The 22,497-nt window shown below is 69.7% G+C and carries 18 protein-coding genes, 1 tRNA gene and 1 pseudogene; 5 read left to right on the plus strand and 15 right to left on the minus strand.

Features of this window, described 5'->3' with window-relative positions; translation table 11 throughout:
• Window positions 1-96 precede the first annotated feature (96 nt).
• The 10 genes and pseudogenes from A37E_RS0113855 to fdnG form a co-directional block, all read right to left on the minus strand.
• On the minus strand, window positions 97-468 hold the full coding sequence (locus tag A37E_RS0113855; RefSeq protein WP_029557137.1) for a hypothetical protein: 372 nt from the start codon (window positions 466-468) through the stop codon (window positions 97-99).
• Between the two features lie 6 nt (window positions 469-474).
• On the minus strand, window positions 475-981 hold the full coding sequence (locus tag A37E_RS25990; RefSeq protein WP_051679020.1) for a hypothetical protein: 507 nt from the start codon (window positions 979-981) through the stop codon (window positions 475-477).
• A gap of 83 nt (window positions 982-1,064) precedes the next feature.
• Window positions 1,065-1,160: transfer RNA gene (locus tag A37E_RS0113865), tRNA-Sec, on the minus strand.
• 90 nt (window positions 1,161-1,250) lie between these two features.
• Window positions 1,251-3,131 (minus strand): annotated as a pseudogene (gene selB / locus A37E_RS26455) (selenocysteine-specific translation elongation factor); the annotation flags it as partial.
• On the minus strand, window positions 3,132-3,860 hold the full coding sequence (locus tag A37E_RS0113875; protein ID WP_038194391.1) for a tetratricopeptide repeat protein: 729 nt from the start codon (window positions 3,858-3,860) through the stop codon (window positions 3,132-3,134). It abuts the pseudogene before it with no gap.
• Between the two features lie 655 nt (window positions 3,861-4,515).
• Entirely contained in the window at window positions 4,516-5,952 is a 1,437-nt protein-coding gene (gene selA / locus A37E_RS0113880) for an L-seryl-tRNA(Sec) selenium transferase (protein ID WP_038193110.1), read from the minus strand.
• A gap of 10 nt (window positions 5,953-5,962) precedes the next feature.
• Entirely contained in the window at window positions 5,963-6,892 is a 930-nt protein-coding gene (gene fdhE, locus A37E_RS0113885; RefSeq protein ID WP_029557142.1) for a formate dehydrogenase accessory protein FdhE, read from the minus strand.
• A gap of 90 nt (window positions 6,893-6,982) precedes the next feature.
• Complete coding sequence (locus A37E_RS0113890; RefSeq protein WP_029557143.1) at window positions 6,983-7,681, minus strand: formate dehydrogenase subunit gamma; 699 nt, start codon at window positions 7,679-7,681, stop codon at window positions 6,983-6,985.
• Window positions 7,678-8,634, minus strand: coding sequence for a formate dehydrogenase subunit beta (gene fdxH / locus A37E_RS0113895; protein ID WP_029557144.1), 957 nt, complete (start codon window positions 8,632-8,634; stop codon window positions 7,678-7,680). Before fdxH ends, A37E_RS0113890 begins: the two co-directional genes overlap by 4 nt.
• Window positions 8,635-8,651: 17 nt before the next feature.
• Window positions 8,652-11,738, minus strand: a complete 3,087-nt coding sequence (fdnG, locus tag A37E_RS0113900) for a formate dehydrogenase-N subunit alpha (protein WP_081837588.1) — start codon at window positions 11,736-11,738, stop codon at window positions 8,652-8,654.
• 464 nt (window positions 11,739-12,202) lie between these two features.
• Between fdnG and A37E_RS25995 the strand changes: the two genes are divergently transcribed.
• The 4 genes from A37E_RS25995 (at window position 12,203) to A37E_RS26930 (ending at window position 15,614) form a co-directional block, all read left to right on the plus strand.
• The gene (locus tag A37E_RS25995; protein ID WP_051679021.1) at window positions 12,203-12,787 is read left to right on the plus strand and encodes a TlpA disulfide reductase family protein; all 585 of its coding nucleotides are present in this window, start codon (window positions 12,203-12,205) and stop codon (window positions 12,785-12,787) included.
• The gene (locus tag A37E_RS0113915; protein ID WP_029557148.1) at window positions 12,784-13,923 is read left to right on the plus strand and encodes a transglutaminase-like domain-containing protein; all 1,140 of its coding nucleotides are present in this window, start codon (window positions 12,784-12,786) and stop codon (window positions 13,921-13,923) included. Before A37E_RS25995 ends, A37E_RS0113915 begins: the two co-directional genes overlap by 4 nt.
• 131 nt (window positions 13,924-14,054) lie before the next feature.
• Complete coding sequence (selD, locus tag A37E_RS0113920) at window positions 14,055-15,113, plus strand: selenide, water dikinase SelD (protein ID WP_029557149.1); 1,059 nt, start codon at window positions 14,055-14,057, stop codon at window positions 15,111-15,113.
• Window positions 15,114-15,206: 93 nt separating this feature from the next.
• Entirely contained in the window at window positions 15,207-15,614 is a 408-nt protein-coding gene (locus tag A37E_RS26930; RefSeq protein WP_038193113.1) for a hypothetical protein, read from the plus strand.
• A gap of 6 nt (window positions 15,615-15,620) precedes the next feature.
• Here A37E_RS26930 and A37E_RS0113930 read toward each other — a convergent pair whose 3' ends face one another.
• Both A37E_RS0113930 and A37E_RS0113935 read right to left on the minus strand, forming a co-directional pair.
• Window positions 15,621-17,219 carry an AAA family ATPase gene (locus A37E_RS0113930; RefSeq protein ID WP_029557151.1) on the minus strand — a complete coding sequence of 533 codons (1,599 nt, stop codon included), beginning with the start codon at window positions 17,217-17,219 and terminating at the stop codon, window positions 15,621-15,623.
• A gap of 172 nt (window positions 17,220-17,391) precedes the next feature.
• Window positions 17,392-18,507 (minus strand): NAD(P)-dependent alcohol dehydrogenase, encoded by a 1,116-nt coding sequence (locus A37E_RS0113935; RefSeq protein ID WP_038194397.1) that lies wholly within the window; start codon window positions 18,505-18,507, stop codon window positions 17,392-17,394.
• 193 nt (window positions 18,508-18,700) lie between these two features.
• On the opposite strand from A37E_RS0113935, the gene A37E_RS0113940 reads away from it, so the two are divergent.
• Window positions 18,701-19,006, plus strand: a complete 306-nt coding sequence (locus A37E_RS0113940) for a hypothetical protein (RefSeq protein WP_029557153.1) — start codon at window positions 18,701-18,703, stop codon at window positions 19,004-19,006.
• A 49-nt stretch (window positions 19,007-19,055) separates the two neighbouring features.
• On the opposite strand, the gene A37E_RS0113945 is transcribed toward A37E_RS0113940, so the two are convergent.
• The 3 genes from A37E_RS0113945 to A37E_RS0113955 are packed head-to-tail and all read right to left on the minus strand — an operon-like array spanning window position 19,056 to window position 22,491.
• Complete coding sequence (locus tag A37E_RS0113945) at window positions 19,056-20,702, minus strand: GMC family oxidoreductase (protein WP_029557154.1); 1,647 nt, start codon at window positions 20,700-20,702, stop codon at window positions 19,056-19,058.
• Window positions 20,695-21,042 carry a hypothetical protein gene (locus tag A37E_RS0113950; protein WP_029557155.1) on the minus strand — a complete coding sequence of 116 codons (348 nt, stop codon included), beginning with the start codon at window positions 21,040-21,042 and terminating at the stop codon, window positions 20,695-20,697. Before A37E_RS0113950 ends, A37E_RS0113945 begins: the two co-directional genes overlap by 8 nt.
• A gap of 9 nt (window positions 21,043-21,051) precedes the next feature.
• On the minus strand, window positions 21,052-22,491 hold the full coding sequence (locus A37E_RS0113955) for a sugar porter family MFS transporter (RefSeq protein ID WP_348550896.1): 1,440 nt from the start codon (window positions 22,489-22,491) through the stop codon (window positions 21,052-21,054).
• Between the last annotated feature and the right edge of the window lie 6 nt (window positions 22,492-22,497).

Below are 22,497 nucleotides of genomic sequence, written 5' to 3' on the forward strand. Positions count from 1 at the left end.
GGACAGGCCCGGCCATGACGGCGGTTCGTGACCCGTCGAGGGCCGGCAGGGCGAGCGCCAAAGGGCGGGCCATGACCGCCGCCGCGTCCACCCCCCTCAGTGCGACGCGATCTCCTCCACCTTCAGCCGGCGGCCGAGGGTGTCGAAGAAATCGCCTTCGTTCAGCACCAGCCGGTTCTCGCGGATGCGCTGTTCCAGCGCGCGCAGGCGGCCGCGCGCCTCGGCGTTTTCCAGGGGACCAGTGTCCTCCACCTGCGCGAAGAAGGCGGCGCCGTCCCAGGCCTGCCGGGAGCCGGCGAACAGGGCGATCATGCCGGCCCAGTCCACCTCGTCGCCGATGATGTTGAGGAAGGTGGAGGCGAGGGGCTTCACCTCCGGCTCGGCGATGCGCACCAGCACCACTAGCGCGGTGAAGCCGCCATGGTCGGCGAAGGTGGCGGCGAGCCAGTCGTCGAAATCGGTGGCCATCGGCGTTCAGAAATCCACGAGGGGCGTGTCGGGAAGATAATGCTCGAACAGGTACCAGAAGGCGCTCTGCCGGGTCGTGGCGTACCAGTCCTCGAACGCTGCGAGGGCGGCCTCGGGCGCCGCCTCGCTCTCCATCTCGAACAGCGCCACGGCGACCGGGGCAAAGCGCGCGAGCACCTCGGCGCGGGCCTCGCTGTCGTCGGACCAGCCGAGCCGCGCGCGCAGCAGCGCCTGTCCGGCGGCAACCGCCATCTCGGCGTCACCGATGCCATCGAGGGCGGCGGCCAGCGACCGCATCAGATCGGCCCGGCGCCAGGCATGGGCGCGCTCCCGCGCCAGTTCCTCGGTGCGGCGGGCGGCCTCGGCGCGATAGGCGGTCTCGGCCACATCGGCCGCGACCTTCGCGGCGTCGAGGCGCGCCAGCACGACGGCGCGGGCTTCGATGCGGGCCACGGCGGCGGGATCGGGCGCGGCTTCGGGCGCCGGGGCGGGGAGGTCGGTCTCGGGGCTCATCGTCCCTTCCCGTAGCTGCGGGGGCGCGCCTCGGGCGCGGGGGGCTTCGGATTTGGCGCAGTGGAATTTGGCGCAAGAGGATTTGGCGGAAGAGAGTGGGAGTCGAACCCACCAAGGACCGGCTCGCGGCCCCTCCCGGATTTGAAGTCCGGACGCCCCACCAGGGACGCTTCTCTTCCCCGCGACGGCGCCGCCGCGGTCGTCTCCGGCGCATCGTCCGCCGCTCCGGCGAACAGGTCCAGCCGGAACGGATTGATGCGCCTCAGATCGCCGCGACGCAAGGTGAGGCCGTGGCGGTCGAAGAATTCGAGGATCTGGATCGCCACCTTGCGCCCGTTGGCGACCTCGTCGCGGAAGGCGGCGGCGGTGAACTCGTCCTTCATGCGTTCGCCGGAGAGGCGGGTGATGATCTCCACCATCTCCGACACCACCGGGCGCAGGAAGAAGTGGTCGTGGGCCACCTCGTCCACCCGGCCCATGCGGCCGAGCAGCTTCATCAGGCGGCGCACCTCCGGCTCGGGCACGGCGAGGAGGCCGGCCATGTCGCGCACGCGGGGCGGGCGGAAGCGCTCCTCGCCGCTGAGCAGCGGCCTGATGCGCGCCCACAGCGCCTCGTCGGCGGCGGCGAGCTTCACCGAGAAATCCGCCCGGCGCACCCAGGCGCCCTCCTGCCGGATGGTGCCGGCGGGCAAGGCGGCGAGCGCGGCGAGGAAGGCGGCTGCCGGCAGGCGCGGCTCCAGCATCATGCGCAGCCGCTCGCGGCCGAGGCCCGGCAGGTCCGGGTTGTCCGCATGGAAAGCGTCGAGCGCGGCCATCACGCTGGTGGAGAAGGTGGACAGCGTTGCCTGCGTCAGCGCCAGCGTGGTGTTGCCGGCGGACAGCAGGGCCAGATCCAGCCGCGCCGCCAGCGCCTCGGTCTCCTCGGTGGAAAGCGCCCGGTCGCGGCCGAAAGCGTCGAGGTCCACGAAATGCGGCGGCACGGCCAGAAGCCCGGCCAAAGCCTCGGCCGGGTCGCGGTGCGCCAGCGCATCAAGCTGGGCGATGCGCTCGGGCGTGCGGCGCTTGCGGCGCGGCCCGCGCAGATCAAGGAAGCGGCCGCCGCCGATGGTGCGCTGGGCGGAGGTGTCGCGGATGACGAAGCGGTCGCCCGCCGCCGCCGCGATGGGGGCCTCCAGCACCAGTTGCACCTTGCCGGTGCCGCCGGGGGGGATGGCATCGCCGAGCAGCACGAGGCGCGCCCCCACCTCGCGCGCGGCATGGTGCAGGCGCACCGGCAGCCACTGGGCGATGGGGCGGGGCTCGCTGGCGAGTACCTTCAGCTCGGCGTCGATATGGTCGGCGGGGGCGTGCAGGGCGGGGTCCAGCACCACGTCGCCGCGGGAAATGGCGTCCTTGGAGATGGCCTCGCCGGCGAGGTTGATGCCGCAGCGGTCGCCGGCGACGCCGGTCTCGGAGACGCGATCCTGCGCGCGGATGGAGCGCACGCGGGCGGAAAGGCCGGAGGGGCTCACCGTCACCCGGTCGCCCACCTTCACCGCGCCGGACAGCACCGTGCCCGTCACCACCGTTCCGGCGCCGGACAGGGTGAAGCTGCGGTCCACGGCGAGGCGGAAGCGCCCGCCGCCCGCCCGCCGGCCCAGGGTCCGCGCGGCGTCCACCAGCATCTCGCGCAGCGCATCCACCCCGTCGCCCCGCGCCGCCGCCACGGGCAGGACGGGCGCGCCGGCCAAGCCGGTGGGGGCGAGGAGGGCAGTGATCTCGGCTTCCACCGCGGCGAGGCGGTCGGCGTCGGCAAGGTCGGCCTTGGTGAGGGCGACCACGCCCTTGTCGATGCCCAGCAGGTCCAGGATGGCGAGATGCTCGCGGGTCTGCGGCATCACGCCATCGTCGGCGGCCACCACCAGCAGCGCGAAATCGATGCCCCCCGCGCCGGAGAGCATGGTGTGCACGAACTTCTCGTGCCCGGGCACATCCACGAACCCAAGGACCTCGGGGTTCGCCTCGTCTCCCACCGGGAGATAGGCGAAGCCGAGGTCGATGGAGATGCCGCGGGCCTTCTCTTCCTTCAGACGGTCGGTGTCGACACCGGTGAGCGCACGCACCAGCGTGGTCTTGCCATGGTCGATATGTCCGGCCGTGCCGATGATCACCTAGGGCAGCTCCCCCAGCGGAATGGCGGCGCGGCGTTGGGCGGCGGCGGTTTCTTCCGGGCTCAGCGTGGCGCTGACCGCGTCGAAAAAGCGGTCGGCGAGGGCGCTGTGGCCTGCGCGGGCGCGCAGCAGCCAGGCGAAGGCGGCGATCTTGTCGTGGGGCACGCCGGCGCCGAGATGGTAGGCGGCGCCGAGCATGGCCTGCCCGTCCGCGTCGCCCGCCTCGGCCCCCTTGCGCCACCAGCGGGCGGCTTCCACCGGGTCGCGATCCGTGTCCAGCGCGTTGTGGGCGATCATGCCGAGGCGCGTCATGGAGGAGGCGACGCCCTGCTCGGCTGCGGCCAGCGCCCAGCGGCGGGCCTCGGTGGCGTCGGCGGGCATCACCTCGCCCTCCAGCAGCATCCAGCTCAGCATGTCCTGCGCGGGGGCGTCGCCATCCTCGGCCGCCGCGCGGTACAGCTCGGCGGCGCGGGCATAGTCCTGCGCCACGCCCTGGCCCTTGAAATAGAGGGTCGCGAGGTTGCGCCGGCCCACCGGATCGCCACCCTCGGCGGCCAGTTCCAGCCAGCGGCGGGCGAGGTCGAGGTCCTGGTCGACGCCGAGGCCGTCCACGAAGCAGGCGCCGATATTGTTCTGGGCGCGGGCATTGCCGGCGCGGGCCAGCGGCTCCCAGATGTTGAGCGCGGCCTCGTACTGGCCGGCGGTGGCCGCCGCCAGCGCCTCGGCCATCAGTTCCTCGGGGGAGCGGGGGTCGGCGACCGGCTCTTCCGGCGCAGCCTCTTCCGTGAAGGCGGGCTCGGTGTAGGAAACCTCGGCATAGCTCGCCTCGGCGGAGTAGGTCTCGACGAAATCGGGCACCGCGACCTCGGGCGCCGCGACATGCGGCTCAGGTTCGGGCGCGGGGGCCTCGACGGGGGGCGCCGCCGGCGCGTCCGACGCGCTGGGCGCGCGCGCGAACACGATCTCCTCGAAATTCAGCTCGATCGCGGGGGCTTCCGGCTCGCGCGGGTGCGGCTCATGGGGGTGCGTCTCGTGCGCGTGCGGCTCGTGAGCGACCGGCTCCGGCTCGGAGACGGGGGCGAAGGGGTTGTCCCCCCGCATCCGATCTTCAAGGCGGGGCCGGCGCGGCGCGGGGGCGACGGGACGATCCTCGGGCGCGGCGGGGCGCGTGGGGGCAAGGCCGCTGGCAATGTCGCCGAGCAGCGCGTCGAGATCCACCTCGGCCTCGCTCACCGGGCGGCGCTCGGTGGCGCGCTGCAGGCGGGGCATGGGCGGATGGACGTGCGGGGGCCGGGGCTGTGCGCGATCCTGAACAGAACGATCCTGGGGCGCATCGGTCGGCGTATCCGGGTCGTCCGGTCCCCCACCCTTGCCCTTCAGTCGGTCAAGCCAGCTCATGTGCCCCCTCCAAAGCGGTCACGGACGCGACAAGCGCCGCTTCGTCCTCAAGGCATCTCACATCCAGCACCAGCGCCTGATCGTCAATCCGTCCGATGACCGGAACCGGCAACCGTCGCATGGCGTCGGCCAGCCGGCCGATGGCGCCGCCACTGCCGTCGCGGGCGCGGATGGCGAGGCCGACGCCCTCCAGCGTCTCCAGCGGCAGCGCGCCGGAGCCGATCTGGCTGCGGCACGGCGCGGCCTCCACGGTGAAGCGTTCGCCGAGGATGCGCTGAAGATGCGGCGCCAGTCGGGCCGCCTGGGCGGCCAGATCCTCGCGCGTGCGAGTGAGGTAACGAAGTGTGGGAAGGCGGGACGCGAGGCGGTCCGGGTCGCGGTAGAGCCGCAGCGTCGCCTCGATGGCGGCGAGGCGCACCTTGTCCACGCGCAGCGCCCTTTTCATGGGGTTCTTGTTGATGCGGGCGATGAGATCGCGCCGCCCGACGATGAAGCCGGCCTGCGGGCCGCCGAGCAGCTTGTCGCCGGAGAAGGTCACGATATCCGCCCCTTCCGCCAGCGCCTCCCGCACGGTCGGCTCATGCACGAGGCCGTAGCGGGAGAGGTCGGCCAGCGTGCCCGAACCGAGGTCGTTGACCAAAGGCACACCGCCGGCGCGGGCGATTTCGGCGAGGTCGCGGGGCGGCACCTCGGCGGTGAAGCCCTCGATGCGGTAATTGGAGGTGTGGACCTTGAGGATCACCCCGGTCTCGGGGGCGATGGCGTCGCGATAGTCGCGCGGATGGGTGCGATTGGTGGTGCCCACCTCCGCCAGTTCCGCGCCGGCGCGGCGCATGATCTCCGGCATGCGGAAGGCGCCGCCGATCTCGATCAGCTCGCCGCGCGAAACCAGCGCCGGCTTTCCCGGCGACAGGGTGTTCAGCACGATGAGGACGGCGGCGGCGTTGTTGTTGACCAGCGTCGCGTCCTCGGCTCCGGTCAGTTCGCAGATGAGGCCGCGCACATGGTCGTCGCGCTCGCCGCGGCGGCCGCCGTCGAGGTCGTATTCCAGCGACACGGCGTTGCGCATGGCGCTTGTGGCGGCCTCGATGGCCTCCTCGGCGAAGATGGCGCGGCCGAGATTGGTGTGCAGCACCGTGCCGGTGAGGTTGAACACGGGCTTCAGGCTGGGTGCGGCGGCGGCATCGAGGCGGGCGAGGGCGGCGGCGGCGATCTCCTCGGGCGTCGCGGGGGCGCCGGCACCGGCCTTGAGCGCGGCGCGGCGCTCGTCGAGGGCGTCGCGCACCGCCTGCGTCGCCGCCTGCCGGCCATGGCGCTCCACGGCGGCGCGGGCGGCCTCGGCCTTCAGCACCTGATCCACCGAGGGGAGCAGGCGCAAGGGCGGAGCGGGGGAGAGGGCCAAGGCGGCTGGTGCGTTCGCCATCGTGCCGCCCTCAATAGCCGAGGAGGAAGGGGTTGAAGGCGGCGCGCCGGTAGGGGCCTTCCTTCTGCTTGATGTCGAGGCCAAGGCTCGCCACGTCGTCGGCGACCGGATCGAGCCCGTCGTCCTGGGCGAGGTAGAACACCTTGGAATAAGCGTGGCAGGTGTCGCAGGTCTCGGCCTTCACCGCGCCATTGCCGCCCTCCACCTCCTGATAGCCGATGCCGGCGGTGGAGCCGCAGGCGGTGCAGCGCACCCGCACGAAGTTCCAGAGCGTGCCGCACAAAGCGCAGGCGCAATAGCGGGCGCCGTGGGAGGTGGGCCAGTTGACGATGAGGCTGCCCACCGGCGGCCCGCCGCAGGTGGGGCACACGCCGTCGCCCACCGGCACGAGGCGGGAGGCGTCGAGCTGGGACGCGAGGCGGGCGAAATGGGCTTCCAGCGCCGCCGCCACATAGAGGTGCTCGGCCAAAGCTTCCTCGGGGAGGGAGGAGGCGAGCACGTTGCGGATCATCTCGCCGCGCGCCACGTCGGAGGCCATGCGCACCCGCTCCAGCGCGGTGCGGGCGGCTTCGGGCTGCTCGATCTTGGTCGCTTCCGCCAGCGCCCGCTCGAACAGGGTGTCGAAGGCGGCATCGCTGGTGAAATGGCTGCGGTCGAGGGGCGGCATCTCGTTGGCGCGGGCGCGCTCGACCTGGGCGGCGTCCACCGGCTCGGGCGCGGGCGTCGCGGCGATGGCGGCGTGCTGCGCCTCGCAGAGCCCGGCGAGGAAGGTGAGGTAGGGCGCAAGGGGATGGCTGTGCGCCAGATGCCGGAACCGGGCCGCGCGGCGCGCGAACAGGGTCGAGGGGTCCGGCAGATACGCGAAGGTCGGGGCCGTCACGCCCTCCAGCACGGAGGGATCGGGAATGGGCGCCGACGCGGGGCCGAAGGTACGCGACATGATGACCTCACGAACCTCACGGGTCACGTGCACCGGACAAGAACCCCCCGGTCGCTCGCGGCGGCCGGGAGGCCATTATAGGGGTAAGCGCTATTCCGCGGGAGTCCCGCGGGTGCCCGACTTGCGGGAGCTGACCAGCTCGCGGAACCACTTCCGGTGGTGCCGCCATGCCCAGCCGCCCGTCACCTGCCCCTTGGTCATGGCGCTGATGGTGCCCTTGACCCAGATGGCAGCGTAGACGTGCACGATCCACACGCAGATGATCGCCACCGCCGCCACCGAATGGACCAGAAGCGCGATGCGCTGCTGCTCGATGGTGGTGTAGGTGGCGAAATAGGCCTGCCAGATCACCACGCCCGAGGTGATGAGCACCATGATGAGCAGGCTCATGCCCCAGAACACCAGCTTCTGCCCGGCATTGTACTTGCCGAGTTCGGGCAGCTTCTCCTCATGGCCGGCGATGACGTCGCGCAGGCGGCGCATCCAGGTGCCGTCCTCGCTCTTCCAGAGATTGGCTTTCCAGAAGCGCAGGAACATGCCGGCGAAGGAGAAGAAGAGCACCACGCCGATCCAGGGATGGATGGTGCGCGTCAGCTGCCCGCCGCCGAACAGGCCGGTGAGGAAATAGAGGCTGGGGTGGAACAAGGCGAGGCCCGAAATCGCCAGCAGGATCAGGCTGATGGCTGTCACCCAGTGGTTGATGCGGGCGCCCACCGTGTAGCGGTCCACCTGCACGGGGCGACCCGGATGAACCGCGTCGCCTGTCTCCAGATCGTAGGGTGCGCTCATGAGCGGCCTCCGGACGACAGCTTCTCAGCCGCCAGCTTCTCGGCGTTCGCCTCGTCTTCCGGCGACACCTTGTTGGCGCCGTTGACGAGGTAGTGCAGCGCGCCGGCGAGGGCGGCGAAGCCCATGACGCCGAGGCCCACATATTTGGTCACGCCCTTCCACGCCTCGACGATGGGGCTGATGCGCGGATTGTCCGGCAGGCCCGCATAGATCGAAGGCTTGTCGGCGTGCTGCAGCACGTACATGACGTGCGTGCCGCCCACGCCGGGCGGATCATACAGGCCCGCATTCTTGTAGCCGCGGGACTTCAGATCCTTGATGCGGCCCTCGGCCCACTGCTTCATCTGCGTCTTGGTGCCGAAGACGATGGCCTGGGTGGGGCATGCCTTCTGGCAGGCGGGACCCTGGCCGACCGCCACGCGGTCCGAGCACAAAGTGCACTTGTAGGCCTTGTGATCGACCTGCGAGATGCGCGGGATGTTGAAGGGGCAGCCCTTCACGCAATAGCCGCAGCCGATGCACTTGGCGTGGTCGAAGTCCACGATGCCGTTGGAATACTGCACGATGGCGCCGGGCGCCGGGCAGGCCTTCAGGCAGCCCGGATCGGCGCAATGCATGCAGCCGTCCTTGCGGATGAGCCATTCGAGATTGTCCGTCTCGGGGTTCACCCATTCGGTGAAGCGCATGAGCGTGAGCGAGGCGGGCGTCAGGTCCGGCGGGTTGGTGTAGGTGCCGTTGAAGGTGCCGATCTCCTCATGGAGCTCGTTCCATTCGAGGCACGCCGCTTGGCAGGCCTTGCAGCCGATGCACTTCGACACGTCGATGAGCTTGGCCACCGGCTCCTTGAACTCGACCTGCGAGGGGGAACCGGAGGCCGAGCGGCGGACGAGGTCCGCATCGCTCAGCTTGGGCGCCACGGGGGCGGTGGTGGGGTTCGGAATCGGAGGAAACATGCTGGTTCTCCTTTTCCTTACGCCACCGGCCCGGTGGAGGGCTCGATGTTGACCAGGAACGCCTTGAACTCCGGCGTCTCGATGTTCGCGTCACCCACGAAGGGGGTCAGCACGTTGGCCGGGAAGCCCTTCTTGGCGGCACCGACGAAGCCCCAGTGGATGGGGATGCCGACGATGTGCACGGGCTTTCCGTCCACCATCAGCGGACGGATGCGCTTGGTCACGTAGGCCTTGGCGAAGACCGAGCCCCGCTTCGACCACACGCGGACCCAGCCGGCGTTCTGGATGGACTTCTCCTTCGCCAGTTGCTCGGAGATTTCCACGAAGAACTCGGGCTGGAGCACCGAATTCACGTGGTTGTTCTTCGTCCAGTAATGGAAGTGCTCGGTGAGCCGGTAGGAGGTCGCCGCATAGGGGAACTCCTTCGACGCCACGTCCGCGAACTGGGCGAAGTCGTCCTTGAACACGCGCGCCACCGGGTTGCCCCGCACCTTGGGGGCGATCAGGTTGGCGACCGGGCTCTCGAACGGCTCGTAATGCACCGGGAACGGTCCGTCCCGCATCATGCCCCGTGTGAACAGGCGGGAGACGCCTTCCGGGTTCATGATGAAGGGGCCGACATCCTGCGGCTTGGCGGTGGGGGCGATGTCGGGCACGTCGTAGCCCGTCCACTTGGCCCCGTCCCACCAGATCAGCTTGCGGGTGTCGTCCCACGGCTTGCCGTCGATGTTGCACGACGCGCGGTTGTAGATGATGCGCCGGTTCGCCGGCCAGGCGAACGACCACTTCAGATACGAGCCGGTGTCGTCGGGATCGGAATTGTCCCGCCGCGCCATCATGTTGCCCGCCTCGGTGTAGCAGCCGGAATAGATCCAGCAGCCCGCCGCGGTGGAGCCGTCGTCGCGCAGCACGCCGAATGTCGGCACCTGCTTGCCCGCCTCCAGGACCTTCTTGGTGGGGTCGTTGGGGTCGAGCACGTCCGAGACCACGTAGCCGTTCAGCTCTTTTGCAAGCTCTTCGGGCGAGGGCTCGTGCGGGTCCTTGTAGTTCCACGTCAGGTTGACGATGGGATCGGGGAAGGCGCCGCCGTCCTTCTTGTACATCTCCTTCAGGCGCAGATGGAGCTGCGCCATGATGTAGATGTCCGTCTTCGCCTCGCCCGGAGGGGTGCCGGCGGCCCAGTGCCATTGCAGCCAGCGGCCCGAATTCACCAGCGAGCCGTTGTCCTCGGCGAAGCAGGTGGTGGGCAGCTGGATGACTTCCGTCTGGATCTTCGACGGATCGGCCTGGTTGTAGACGCCGTGGTTCTCCCAGAAGCGCGCGGTCTCGGTCTCCAGCGGATCCATGATCACGAGGAGCTTGAGCTTGCCGAGCGCCTCCGCGAGCTTGGCCTTGTTGGGGAAGGCCTGCAGCGGGTTGAAGCCCTGGCAGAAGTAGATGTTCATCTTCCCCTGCTTCATCAGCTCGAACGCGCGCAGGATGTCGTAAGACGGCACGTCGAGCTTCGGCAGGTAGTCGTAGGCCCAGTTGTTGTCCGCCGTCGCCGACGCACCCCACATGGCCTTCTGGAACGACACGAAGAACTTCTTGTAGTTCTGCCAGTAGCTCATCTGATTGGGACGCAACGGCTTGAAACCGCGCGTCGACATGTAGGCGTTGAAGTCCGGCTCCTTCTCCGTCGGGATCGTGAGATAGCCCGGGATCAGGTTGGACATCAGGCCGATGTCGGTGAGGCCCTGGATGTTGGAATGCCCGCGCAGGGCGTTCATGCCGCCGCCGCGCACGCCGATATTGCCCAGGAGCAGCTGAACCATCGCCATGCAGCGGATGTTCTGCGAGCCCTTGGAATGCTGGGTCCAGCCGAGCGCGTACATGGAGGTCATCGTCTTGGTGGGCGACGAACACTCCGCCATCATGGACGCCACCTTCAGGAACTTGTCCTTGGGCGTGCCCGTGATGCGCTCGACCATCTCCGGCGTGTAGACGGAGACGTGCTGCTTCAGAAGATTGAAGACGCAGCGGGGATGCTGGAGGGTCGCGTCCACGACCGCATAGCCGTCGGGGCCGATCTCGTAATCCCAGGAGGAGCGGTTGTAGTCCCGCTTCATCTCGTCATAGCCCGTGAACAGGCCGTCCTGGTACCCGAAGCCTTCCTTGACGATGTAGCCGACGTTGGTGAACGCCTTCACATAGTCCCACTGAATCTTGTCGTTCTGGATCAGGTAGTTGATGACGCCCAGCAGGAAGGCGATGTCGGTGCCTTGCCGGATCGGGGCGTAATAGTCCGCCACCGCGGCCGAGCGCGTGAAGCGCGGGTCCACGACAACGAGCTTGGCGCCACGGGTGGCCTTCGCCTCCGTGACCCACTTGAATCCACACGGGTGTGCTTCAGCGGCATTGCCGCCCATGATGACGACCAGATCCGTGTTCTTGATATCGGTCCACGAATTGGTCATCGCGCCACGGCCAAAAGTTGGGCCCAAACTGGACACCGTGGGGCCGTGTCAGACGCGCGCCTGATTGTCGAAAGTCAGAATTCCGGTTGAGCGCACCACCTTGTAGGTGGCGAACGCGGTTTCGTTGGTGGTGGCGGAGGCGGCGAGGAAGCCGGTGGTGAGCCAGCGGTTCACCGTCACGCCGTCCTGGTTCTTGGCGATGAAGTTGGCGTCGCGGTCCGCCTTCATGGCCTTGGCGATCTTGTCGAGCGCCTCGTCCCAGGAAATCTTCTCGAACTTGTCGGAGCCCGCGCGCCGGATCATGGGCTGCTTGAGGCGCTGCTCGGACTTCACGATGTCGAGCAGGGCCGCGCCCTTCGGGCAGAGCGTGCCGCGATTGGTGGGGTGGTCGGTGTCACCCTCGATATGGGTGATGTCCGCCTTCTCGCCCTTGGCAAGATTGCCCTTGGAGAAGATGAGGATGCCGCAGGCCACCGAGCAGTAGGTGCAGGTGTTGCGCACCTCGGTGGTGTTGACGAGGCGGAACGGCTTGATGGTGGAGGCCAGGGCCTCCTCGATGGGACCGAATCCCAACGCGCCCAACGTCGTTCCCGCCACGCCCGCGCCCGCCGTTTTCAAAAACTGGCGCCGCGAGAGCTCCATGTTCATCGAAGGAAGCCTCCGACCTTGCGTGCCCCGACCGGGGACGGTTTCGGACGGCCTTGGGGCCGCTCCGGGAGCTGGATCACCCAGCGTGAGCGGACGGTATTTTGGAACTGGAATGATGTCAATTTGGGTCGGCGCAACTCCGCGTGTTTGAACGAAAATCGCCTTCTTGTCGCATGTTGCGATGCGGCACGCCGGCGGTTGCCGGCTGCCTCTAGTGACGCAGCGGAAGGCGGTTTTGCGGCGCGGCCTGATTGTGCGCTGCCGAAGCATGGCCGACATCACGGAAAGGAGCGTTGACCGCGCTTGCAACCCTGACGCAGAGTGCCCGCGTGAAGGTCGGTTTGGCTCCCGCGGGTCGGGGCGCACACTCCATCCAACCGGATACAACATATCCCGGACCGCAGCGTCGCTGGCGGGGCCGCGGGAGCATATCCGCGCGTCTAGGGACGGTCGGGTCTCTGCCTGTGCGCGACGTGCCGGGCGCGCTCGCGTTCGCCCTCCTGCTCGCGGCTGGACCCGTCTTCGCCGCGCCAGCCGCCACGGCGGAGGCGGAGCGCGCTGCGCCGGGCCTCCTCGCGGCTGTCGAAGGCCACCCGCCTGCCCCCGCGCTCTCGCTCGGCGCCCTCGACGGCGCGCCGGTGACTCTCGCCGCGGGCGATCCTCCGACCATCGTCCATTTCTTCGCCACCTGGTGCGCGCCCTGCCGCACCGAGCTTCCGGCCCTCACCGATTTCGCCCGCTTGAGCGGCGTCCGGGTGCTGCTGGTGGATGTGGCCGAGCCCGCCGACCGCATCCGTCGCTTCTTCGCCGAGGGGACGGCGGGCGCCGCGCCCGGACCGGTTCTCCTCGACCAGAACCGCGCGGCGGCGCGGGGGTGGGGCGTAAGCCTGCTGCCGGCGAGCTTCGTGGTGATCTCGGGCCGTCTCGTTCTCGCCCGCGAGGGTGAGGTGGACTGGGCCGATCCTGAAACCCGCGCCGCGATCCGCGTCGCGGCGGCGCCCCCGCAAAAAAACCAACCAAAAGAAGCCCAGGGAGAACAGACCCGATGACCACCCGTCGCGACTTTCTGAAAGCCGGCGCCCTCGCAGGCGCCTCCGCCGGTGCCGCCGCGTTGCTGCCCCGCGCCGCCTTCGCGCAGGCCGCCGCGCAGACGGCCCCCGCGGCGCGCGTGTTCGCGCCCACCGTGGGCAACTGGCGCAGCTTCCAGATCACCACCACGGTCGAGATCCTGAAGCCGGCCGGCAAGGTGCAGGCCTGGCTGCCGGTGGCCTCCTTCAGCAATCCGGACTGGTTCAAGCCCGGCGAGAACACCTGGACCACCAACGCGAAGACCGCGAAGATGGTGCGCGACGCCCGCTCCGGCGCCGACATGCTGCACCTCGCCTGGGCCGAGGGCGAGCCGGCGCCGAAGGTGGAGCTCGTCAGCCGCGCCACCAGCCGCGATTTCGCCGTGGACCTGACCAAGCCCGGCAAGCCCGCCCCGCTCACCGCCGAGGAGCGCCGCCGCAACACTGCCGCCACCGACCTCATCCCCACCGACGGCATCGTGAAGGCGACCTCCGACAAGATCGTCGCCGGCAAGGCGTCCGAGCTGGAGAAGGTCCACGCCATCTTCGAGTGGATCGTCGAGAACACCTATCGCAACGCCGCCACCCGTGGCTGCGGCATCGGCGATATCGCGGCGCTGCTGAAGAGCGGCGATCTCGGCGGCAAGTGCGCCGACCTCAACGCCTTGTTCGTCGGCCTCGTGCGGGCGCAGGGCATTGCGGCGCGCGATGTCTACGGCCTGCGCGTGGTACCCTCGCGCTTCGGCTACAAGAGCCTCGGCGCCAATTCCGAGATCGTCACCAAGGCGCAGCACTGCCGGGCCGAGGTGTTCCTCTCCGAATTCGGCTGGACCCCCATGGACCCCGCCGACGTGCGCAAGGTGGTGCTGGAGGAGCCCCCGGGCAAGCTCGCGCTCGACGACCCCAAGGTGGTCGCCGCGCGCAAGGCGCTGTTCGGCGCGTGGGAGGGCAACTGGTTCGCCTACAACACGGCGCACGACGTGGCGCTGCCCGGCTTCGACGGGCCGCACCTCGGCTTCCTGATGTATCCGCAGGCGGTCAGCGCCGGCAGCCTGCTCGACTGCCTCGATCCGGACAATTTCAAATATACCATTCGCGCCGCTGAAATCGCGGTGTGATCCAGACGCCGGTCAGGGCGTGATCCTCGCCGTGGTGGCGCTCAGCGTCGCCCGGCGAGGACATTCTTTCCAAACATGTCCCTGCGCGGCGTGATCGGCCGCGCGGCTGCTCCCTTCATGGAACCCGCGCCATGCTCGATGTGCCCAACCCGCCCGTCCGCCTCACCAGCCTCGCCCATGGCGGCGGCTGCGGTTGCAAGCTCGCGCCCTCGGTGCTGCAGGAGCTGCTGGCGGGGCAGGCGAGCGGCGGGCCGTTCGAGCGGCTGCTGGTGGGCACCGAGACGGGGGACGACGCGGCCGCCTACGATCTCGACGGCGAGACCGCCATCATCGCCACCACGGACTTCTTTATGCCCATGGTGGACGACCCCGACCATTTCGGCCGCATCGCCGCGACCAACGCCATTTCGGATGTCTACGCCATGGGCGGCGAGCCGCTGATGGCCCTCGCCATCCTCGGCATGCCTTTGGGCAAGATCGACACCGCGACCGTGCGCGCCATCCTCGCCGGTGGGCAGGCCATCTGCGCCGAGGCGGGCATTCCGGTGGCGGGCGGCCATTCCATCGATTGCCCGGAGCCGGTCTATGGCCTCGCCGTCATCGGCCGGGCGCCCAAGGCGCGGCTGCGCCGCAATTCCACGGCGCGGGCGGGGGATGCGCTGATCCTCACCAAGGCGCTGGGCGTCGGCGTCTATTCCGCCGCCTTCAAGAAGGATGCGCTCTCCCCCGCCGCCTATGACGAGATGATCGCCTCCGTGACCAAGCTGAACCGCGTGGGCGCGGCGCTCGGCAAGGAGGCGGCGGTGAGCGCCATCACCGACGTGACTGGCTTCGGCATCCTCGGCCACGGGCTGGAGATGGCGCGCGGCTCGGGCGCGACGCTGGTCATCGAGCGCGCCGCGCTGCCCTGGCTTTCGGACGCGGAAACGCTGGTGCAGCAGGGCTTCGTCACCGGCGCCTCGCACCGCAACTGGGCGAGCTACGGCGCCGAGGTGGATCTGCCCGAAGGCACGCCCGACTGGCAGCGCCACCTCTTCACCGACCCCCAGACCTCCGGCGGACTGCTCGTCGCCTGTGCGCCCGAGGAGGCCGACCGTCTGCTGGCTGAAATCCGCGCGGCGGGCTATCCGGCGGCGGTACGCATCGGCCGCGTGGAGGCCGGGCCGGGGCGGGTGCGCATCGCCGGCTGAGGCGACAAGCGGGGGCTCTGGCGGGACGCCGGCGCAGGAATCAAGGAACCATGCGGCGTGGCAAGTCGTTCTCCCGACGAAAGGAGAACGGACATGCCCTTCACCGACGCCTTGAACATCTATTCGACGGCGCCCCGGCGCCCGTCTCCCGTGGTGCTGCCTTCGCCCAACGCGGCGCGTATCTGCGCAACCGCCATCGTCGGCGGCATCATGTTTCTTCTCGCGTCCGGCGTGCCTGCGCCGGCCTCCGCCCAGACAGCCGCGCCTGCGGCGAAGACCGGCGCCTGCGAGGAGCCGCCCCACGCCGCCGCGACGCCCCCCGCGCGCGGTGCCGATTCCGGCACCAAGCCGGGCAGCGAGGGGTCCACTGGCTGGACTGGCGGCACCGGCGGCTCCCACACCGGCCTCACGCCCCAAGCGGGTACGCCGGCCTCGCCCACCCGCCAGCCGGATACGGTCTCGGGCGTCAATCCCAAGCCGGAGACGCAGGGCAAGTGCTAAGGGGGGCTAGGGGGAAGTGCTGAGGGGGCGCGTGCTGCGCGTCCAGCGGATGACGCCAAGGTCGTAGCCGAGCTGGTGGCGCACCACGGCCGCGTCCGCGTCTGACGCATCGCCCCTGCGTGCCTCCACCCGCCGGACGAGTTCCTCCGCTGGAACGTCCAGCCAGAGGCCGGCGAACGGCACGCCGGCCTCCCGAGCGACGCTCTCGATGGCGTCGCGCTCCTCGGGGCGGGCATGCACGGCATCCACGATCACCGTGTAGTCGCTGGCGAGAACGCGGCGCGCCAGTCTCCGCAGCCGCTCATAGACGCGCGGGCTCACCTCGGCCGCATAGGCTTCCGGGGGCAGCTTTTCCGTTTCCGCCACGTGGAAGAGGCGCTTGCGCTCGATATCCGAGCGCAGGATCACCGCGCCGGGCGCCCGCGTGCCGAGGGCGGGGGCCATCTTGGCCGCCCATGTGCTCTTGCCGCTGCCGGACAGCCCGCCGACCGCCCAGAGGGTGGGTCCGGAGGGGGCGGCCGTCTCCACTGTCCCATCGCCGAACCGGACCGGTCCCGGCTGCGTGGTGCCGAGGAGGGCGATGGTCTGCCGGAAGAAATGGGCGACCCGCGCCTCCGCCTCCGCCCGCTGTTCCCCCTCCAGATGCGCCAGCCCCGCCGCCTCCACCTTCGCCCGGATTCCGGCGCGCAGGCTGAGGAAGAGCGGCAGCGCCGCGAGCCCATCGAGCTGCGCGTCGTTGCTGGCCCAGAGATAGCGGTTGAAGATCGCGTTGGCGGCGTCGCGCAGGCCCCTCTGCCACAGGTCCATGAGCAGGAAGGCGAGGTCGTAGAGGACATCGCAGGTGGCGATCTCGTCGTTGAACTCGATGGCATCGAACAGCACCGGCCTTCCATCGAGGAGCACGATGTTGCGCAGGTGCATGTCGCCATGGCAGCGGCGCACGAAGCCGGCTTCCGAACGCGCCGCCAGCAGCGGACGCACGCGCGCCAGCGCCGCGCGTGAGACTTCGGCGAGCCGCGCCACGTCTTCCGCCGGGAACAGGTCCGGGCGGGCGGCAAATTCGGCGATGGTGTCTTCCAGATAGGTGGAGAGCGCGCCGGCGCTGTCGAAGCCCCGGCGCTCGGGCGCGGCGGCGTGGGCGTTCACCACCATGGCCGCGACGGCTTTCACGAGATCAGGCGTGAGGTCGCCGCGTTCGGCGATGCGATCGAGGGTGAGATCGGTGTCGAAGCGGCGCATCTTCACCGCATACTCCACTGCCTCACCGTCCCCGCCCAGCGCGAGGCCATGGGGCGTGCGCACGATGGGCACCACGCCGAGATAGAGTCCGGGGGCCCCCGCGCCCGATATCTCCACCTCGGCGGCGCAGGCGGCGCGGCGCTTCTCCAGCGTGGAGAAATCCATGAAGGGGAAATAGACCGCGCGCTTCACCTTGTAGGCGAACGGCCCGGCGAGGAAGACGGCGGCGCCGTGGGTGTCGATGCGGATGACTTTCTCCGCAAGCCCATGGGTCGCGGGATCGGCGAGGAGGGCGAAAACGGCGCCCTGATCGGCGACCACATGGTCGCCGGCGGTCTTTTGGGGCGGTTGCGCAGGTGCTGTCATGGGGGCCTCGCCACGCGCGCAGTCCCGAACCGGAGGGGTCGGTCCTTATACACCCCGGCCGGCAATTGCTCATGCCCTCGGGCTGTCATCCCCCGGCCCATCCGTGGATCGCCCGGACGAGCCGGGCGATGACGACGGTTTGGTGTTTCTCCCACGAGAGGAGAAGACACCCCTACGGCGTGATGGCCACCTTGAGGACGCCGTCGCGCTGGTTGGCGAAGAGGTCGTAGGCGGCCTCGATCTCGTCCAGCTTGAAGCGGTGGGTGACGAGGGCCCGGGCGTCCACGCGGCCGGAGGCGACCACGTCCATCAGCCGGCGCATGCGCTCCTTCCCGCCCGGGCAGAGCGAGGTGATGATGGCATTGTCGCCGAGGCCCGCCGCGAAGGCGTCGAGCGGGATCTTCAGGTCGCCCGAATAGACGCCGAGGGAGGAAAGCGTGCCGCCGGGGCGAAGCACCCGGAGTGCCGCCTCGAACGTCTCCTGCCGGCCGAGCGCCTCGATGGCGACATCCACGCCGCGCCCGTCGGTGAGGCGCAGGATTTCCTCCACCGGATCGACCTTGGAGAAGTCCACCACGAGGTCGGCGCCCATGGCGCGGGACATCTCCAGCCGCGCGGCGACGCGATCCACGGCGATGATGCGCGTCGCGCCCATGAGCTTGGCGCCGGCCGTGGCGCACAGGCCGATGGGGCCTTGCGCGAACACGGCCACCGTGTCGCCGATCTTCACCTTGCCGCTCTCGGCGCCGGCAAAACCCGTGGACATGATGTCCGGGCACATGAGGACCTGTTCGTCGGAGAGCGCCTCCGGCACCGGGGACAAATTGGTCATGGCGTCGGGCACGACGAGATATTCCGCCTGCGCGCCGTCGATGGTGTTGCCGAAGCGCCAGCCGCCCATGGCCTTGAAGCCGTGCTTCGTGCGCGGGCCGTCCTGCGAGCACTGGCCGCACAGGCAGGCGTTGGAATAGCCCGAGGGGGTGATGGCCCCGGCGATGACGCGCTGGCCTTCCTCGAAGCCCTCCACCGCCGAACCGAGCTTCTCGATGATGCCCACCGGCTCGTGGCCGATGGTGAGGCCCTTCTGCACCGGATACTCACCCTTCAGGATGTGCACGTCGGTGCCGCAGATGGTGGTGGTGGTGATGCGGATGAGCGCGTCGAGCGGGCCGACATCGGGGATGGGCTTTTCATCCAGCACGATGCGGTTCTTCTCGACGAAGATGGCCGCCTTCATCTTCGAGCGGCCGGGGCGCTGGCGTTCCACATAGGCGGCGGGGGAGAGCATATCCGTCATGGCGTTCCTGCCTTTCCGTCGGGCCGCGTGCACGGCTGCCTTGCGGTACGTTGATATTGGTCCGGTGGCGGCGGGGCATTGATGCCCGTCAACGCGGGCGCGGCTTCGGGACCGGAGCCGCGCAGTGTAGACTGGAAGAAGCGGCCCTTTTCGGGCCGGCCGATCATTTCAGCCGGGGATTTTCATGACCGAAGTCAGCGAGGCGGCGCAGATCGCGCCTCAGGCCATTGCGCGCTGGACAGGGCTGCCGGAGGACGCGCCGCTGCGCATCTCCCTCACGCGGGCCGATCTCGACAATCTGCTGCTCGGCCTGCGCACGCTCGCCATCGGCCAGAGCGAGCTGGCGGCGGCGCTGGTGGCGCATATCAACCAGGACCCCGGCGAATGCCACGAGGCGGTGCTGCGGGCGGGAGACCTCTCCCGCGCCGCCTTCGGCCGCATCAACGGCTTCGCCGGCGCCATCATGGCCGGCGCCGTGCCGGAGGGATGAGCCCGCGCGGCCCAAGCCCGCGCGGCGTATGAGCGTGCCAGCTTAAACTTCAGGCCAGAGCGCGCTCGCCCTGAACCGTCGCGCCGGTGCGCACCTTCTCCACCAGATGGCCGGCGAGGCGGTGGGCCAGCGCCATGATGGTCAGAGTCAAGTGCTTGTCCGGGAGCACGGGAATGACGCCGCCGTCGCAGACATAGACGTTGTCCAGGTCGTGCAGCTTCAGGTCCGCATCCACCACGCCCTTGTCCGGATCGGCGGTGGTGGCGGTGGTGCCGGCATAGTGGATGCCGGTGCCGGTATTGTCGCGCGAGGGATAGATGGAGGTCGCCCCGGCATGGCGCAGCACCTGGCGGCCCCAGCCGTTCATGGCCTCCATCATGGCTTCCGCGCGCGGGGTGGCGGAGAAGTCCACGGCCACGTGGCGCACGCCGAAGCGGTCGCGGGTCGTGCCCGGCCGCACCCGGTTGGCGGGGGTGGGCTCGCCGGCGCAGAACAGGCCGAGCGTCACGTAGGAATGGAACATGAAGCGGGCGAGCCGCTCCTTCATGAAGGGCGGGAAGCGCTTCATGCCGGCGAGATAGTGCGGAATGTCCGGCACGCCGTGGATGGCGTGGCCGATGAAGGGGAATTCCTCCCCGTCCGGCAGCCAGCCGCGCGACATGAGGATGAGCAGGTCGCCGTAGCCGATGTCGAAGTCGCGGCCCTTGCCCCACAGCTTCCACAGCGAGGTGGACAGCACGGCCTTGGGATTGTCCTGCAGGCGCAGGCCGAGCTGGCCGGCGGCGTTGCCCATGCCCTCGGGCGCGGCCTCGTCGGCGGAATTGAACAGGATGCGCGGGCTCTCGAGGGCGCCCGCCGCGAGCACCACAGCATCGGCGGTGAGCACGCGGGCCTCGCCGGTGGCCATGTCGCGATATTCGACGCCCATCACCCGCGTCGTGCCCGGCTCGCGCAGCAGCCGCACCACCTTGGCGCCCTGGCGCAGCTCGTAATTGGGCAGGTTCTCGATCTCGGGCAGCAGCCGGGCGGTGAATTTGTAGACCGCGCCGGTGGGGCAGCCGGAGGTGCAGATGCCGGTGGAGACGCAGGCGTTGGGGCTGTCGGGCCGGGTGTCGATGGCCTTGCGGTTGGGGATGGCGTGCGAATAGGGCTCGTCCATCGCGTTGACCGCATCGACGATCATCATGTCGGCGGGGCGCAGGGGCTTGGGCGGCACATAGATGCCGTCCGGCAACTCCTCCAGATGCTCCTCGGTGCCGCAGACGATGATGCGCCGCTCCACCGCCTCGTAATGGGGGGCGAGGTCGGAATAGGAAATCGGCCAGTCCCGGAAATCGCGCGCGGAGAAGCGCACGCTCACGCCGTTCCAGAGGTTCTGGAGGCCGTTGACGGCGAGGATCTGGTAGTGGTGGAAGTTATTGTCGGGCCAGCCCGTGGAGCCGTCCGCGCCCTTCTCGAACAGGGGATGGACGAACAGGCTGTCGTGCGGCTCGGCCGGCCACACCGTGTTGGCGCGGATGCCGAAATCGAGCTGGGTGCCCGGCGGGTCCACGCGCTTGAAATGGTCGTCGGCGAGGCGTCCGCCCTGCTCCAGCGAGACCACGTTGAGCCCGGCCTTCGCCAGCTCGTAGGCCAGCATGCCGCCGCCGGCCCCGGTGCCGACGACGATCACGTCGCAATGGGTTGCCTCAGTCACGCGCGCCTCCCGAAGCCGTCCCGGCCAGCGGTCGCTCGCCGACCAGCGGCCATTCTCCCACCGAGCCCAGGAAGCTGGGCGAGGCGAAATGCACGTATTCGAAGAAGGTGCCCACCGCCTCCGCATCCTCGGCGAGGTGCTCGCGATGCACCGCGCCTTCGGGGAAGCCGGAGCGTTCGGCGATGCGCCGGAAGGCGGCGTTGAGCTGGGTGTTCAGCGCCGCGATGCGGGCAAGGTCCGCCACCATCGGCTCCAGCGCCGCGTGGTAGGGGCCGAGCGGCAGGAGGGCGACGACCAGCGCCTCGAAATCGAGGGGGGCGTCGGGAGAGGTCTCGCTCATGGGGTCTCCTCAGGCCGCGTGCAGGCGGCCGAGCTCGCGCAGCGGACGGCCGCTTCTGAGGTGGCGCTCGATCTCTTCCAGGCTCACGCCGTTGGTTTCCGGCACCAGCCACTGGGTGAAGGCGAGGCCGGCGACGCACACCACGGCATAGAGGCCGAACACGCCGGCAAGGCCGAACTCGGCCACCAGCACGGGGAAGCTGAACACCACGATGAAGTTGAAGCCCCAGTTCACCAGCGAGGCGATGCTCATGCCCAGCGCCCGGCAATCCAGCGGGAACACCTCGGACATCATCACCCACGGCAGCGGGCCGATGGCGATGGCGAAGGAGGCGATGTAGAGCACGAGGCCGGCGAGGGCGAGCACGCCCAGCGAGGGGCTGCCCGTGGCGGCGGCGATGGCGATGGCGCCCAGCGACACCGCGGTGCCGGCGAAGCCGATGAGCAGCAGCAGGCGCCGGCCGAGCCGGTCGATGAGCATCATGCCCACCACCGTCATCAGCACGTTCACCACGCCGATGCCGGCGGTGGCGAGGATCTGGGTGGTGGTGGAGCTGAAGCCCGACAGCTCGAACACGGTGGGCGCGTAATAGATCACCGCGTTGATGCCGGAGAGCTGCTGCAAGAGGAACAGGCCCATGGCGACGATGAGCGCGGGGCGCACGCGGGGCGAGAGCAGGTCCGCGAAGGTGGCCTTGCGGCCCTCGTCGGCGGCCGCGGCGGCGCGAATCTCCTCATATTCGGCGGCGACCGCGGGGTCATTCTCCGGCCGCTCGCGCATGCGGGCAAGCGCCGCCTTCGCCTCGGCGCTGCGGCCGCGCATGGCGAGCCAGCGGGGCGTGTCGGACAGAGCGAAGATGCCGCCGAACAGCAGCACCGCCGGCACCGCGCCCATGGCGAACATCCAGCGCCAGTTCTCGTCGAAGGCGTAGCCCACCACATAGGCGCCGAGGATGCCGAGGGTGATGGCGAGCTGGTAGATGGAGACCAGCATGCCGCGCTCCTTGGCCGGCGCGCTCTCGGAGATGTAGAGCGGGGCCATCATGGCGGCGACGCCCACCGCGAGGCCGATGACGAGGCGCGCGAGGGTGAGGGTGATGAGCCCGCCGGCCAGCGCGCTCAAGAGCGCGCCGCCGATGAACAGGATGGCGGACCACAACAGCAGCTTGCGGCGCCCCGCGGCGGCGGCGAGCCGGCCGCCCACGATGGCGCCGATGAAGGCGCCGAAGGGCACCGCCGCCGTCATCATGCCTTCCGCAACGGGATCGATGCCGAGATCCCTGCGCAGCGGTGCCAGCGCCCCGGCGATGACGCCCTCGTCGAAGCCGAACAGCGCCCCGGCGAGGCCGGCGATGGCGGCGATCAAATAGATCATGGCGCTTCCCTTCGCGCTTGTCCGCCCGCCGGACAGCCCGGCGGCGCGGCCCCCTGTGTCGTGAAGGCCCGATATCCGGGC

Source organism: Xanthobacter sp. 91 (genome assembly GCF_000702385.1).
Classification (GTDB): Bacteria; Pseudomonadota; Alphaproteobacteria; order Rhizobiales; family Xanthobacteraceae; genus Xanthobacter; species Xanthobacter aminoxidans.

What these genes read in the sequence shown, in the direction of transcription:
- A37E_RS0113855 (WP_029557137.1), bottom strand. Translation starts at nt 468, where the DNA reads ATGGCCACCGATTTCGACGACTGGCTCGCCGCCACCTTCGCCGACCAT.
- A37E_RS25990 (WP_051679020.1), bottom strand. Translation starts at nt 981, where the DNA reads ATGAGCCCCGAGACCGACCTCCCCGCCCCGGCGCCCGAAGCCGCGCCC.
- A37E_RS0113875 (WP_038194391.1), bottom strand. Translation starts at nt 3,860, where the DNA reads ATGGCCGAGGCGCTGGCGGCGGCCACCGCCGGCCAGTACGAGGCCGCG.
- selA (WP_038193110.1), bottom strand. Translation starts at nt 5,952, where the DNA reads ATGGCGAACGCACCAGCCGCCTTGGCCCTCTCCCCCGCTCCGCCCTTG.
- fdhE (WP_029557142.1), bottom strand. Translation starts at nt 6,892, where the DNA reads ATGTCGCGTACCTTCGGCCCCGCGTCGGCGCCCATTCCCGATCCCTCC.
- A37E_RS0113890 (WP_029557143.1), bottom strand. Translation starts at nt 7,681, where the DNA reads ATGAGCGCACCCTACGATCTGGAGACAGGCGACGCGGTTCATCCGGGT.
- fdxH (WP_029557144.1), bottom strand. Translation starts at nt 8,634, where the DNA reads ATGTTTCCTCCGATTCCGAACCCCACCACCGCCCCCGTGGCGCCCAAG.
- A37E_RS0113915 (WP_029557148.1), top strand. Translation starts at nt 12,784, where the DNA reads ATGACCACCCGTCGCGACTTTCTGAAAGCCGGCGCCCTCGCAGGCGCC.
- selD (WP_029557149.1), top strand. Translation starts at nt 14,055, where the DNA reads ATGCTCGATGTGCCCAACCCGCCCGTCCGCCTCACCAGCCTCGCCCAT.
- A37E_RS26930 (WP_038193113.1), top strand. Translation starts at nt 15,207, where the DNA reads ATGCCCTTCACCGACGCCTTGAACATCTATTCGACGGCGCCCCGGCGC.
- A37E_RS0113930 (WP_029557151.1), bottom strand. Translation starts at nt 17,219, where the DNA reads ATGACAGCACCTGCGCAACCGCCCCAAAAGACCGCCGGCGACCATGTG.
- A37E_RS0113935 (WP_038194397.1), bottom strand. Translation starts at nt 18,507, where the DNA reads ATGCTCTCCCCCGCCGCCTATGTGGAACGCCAGCGCCCCGGCCGCTCG.
- A37E_RS0113940 (WP_029557153.1), top strand. Translation starts at nt 18,701, where the DNA reads ATGACCGAAGTCAGCGAGGCGGCGCAGATCGCGCCTCAGGCCATTGCG.
- A37E_RS0113950 (WP_029557155.1), bottom strand. Translation starts at nt 21,042, where the DNA reads ATGAGCGAGACCTCTCCCGACGCCCCCCTCGATTTCGAGGCGCTGGTC.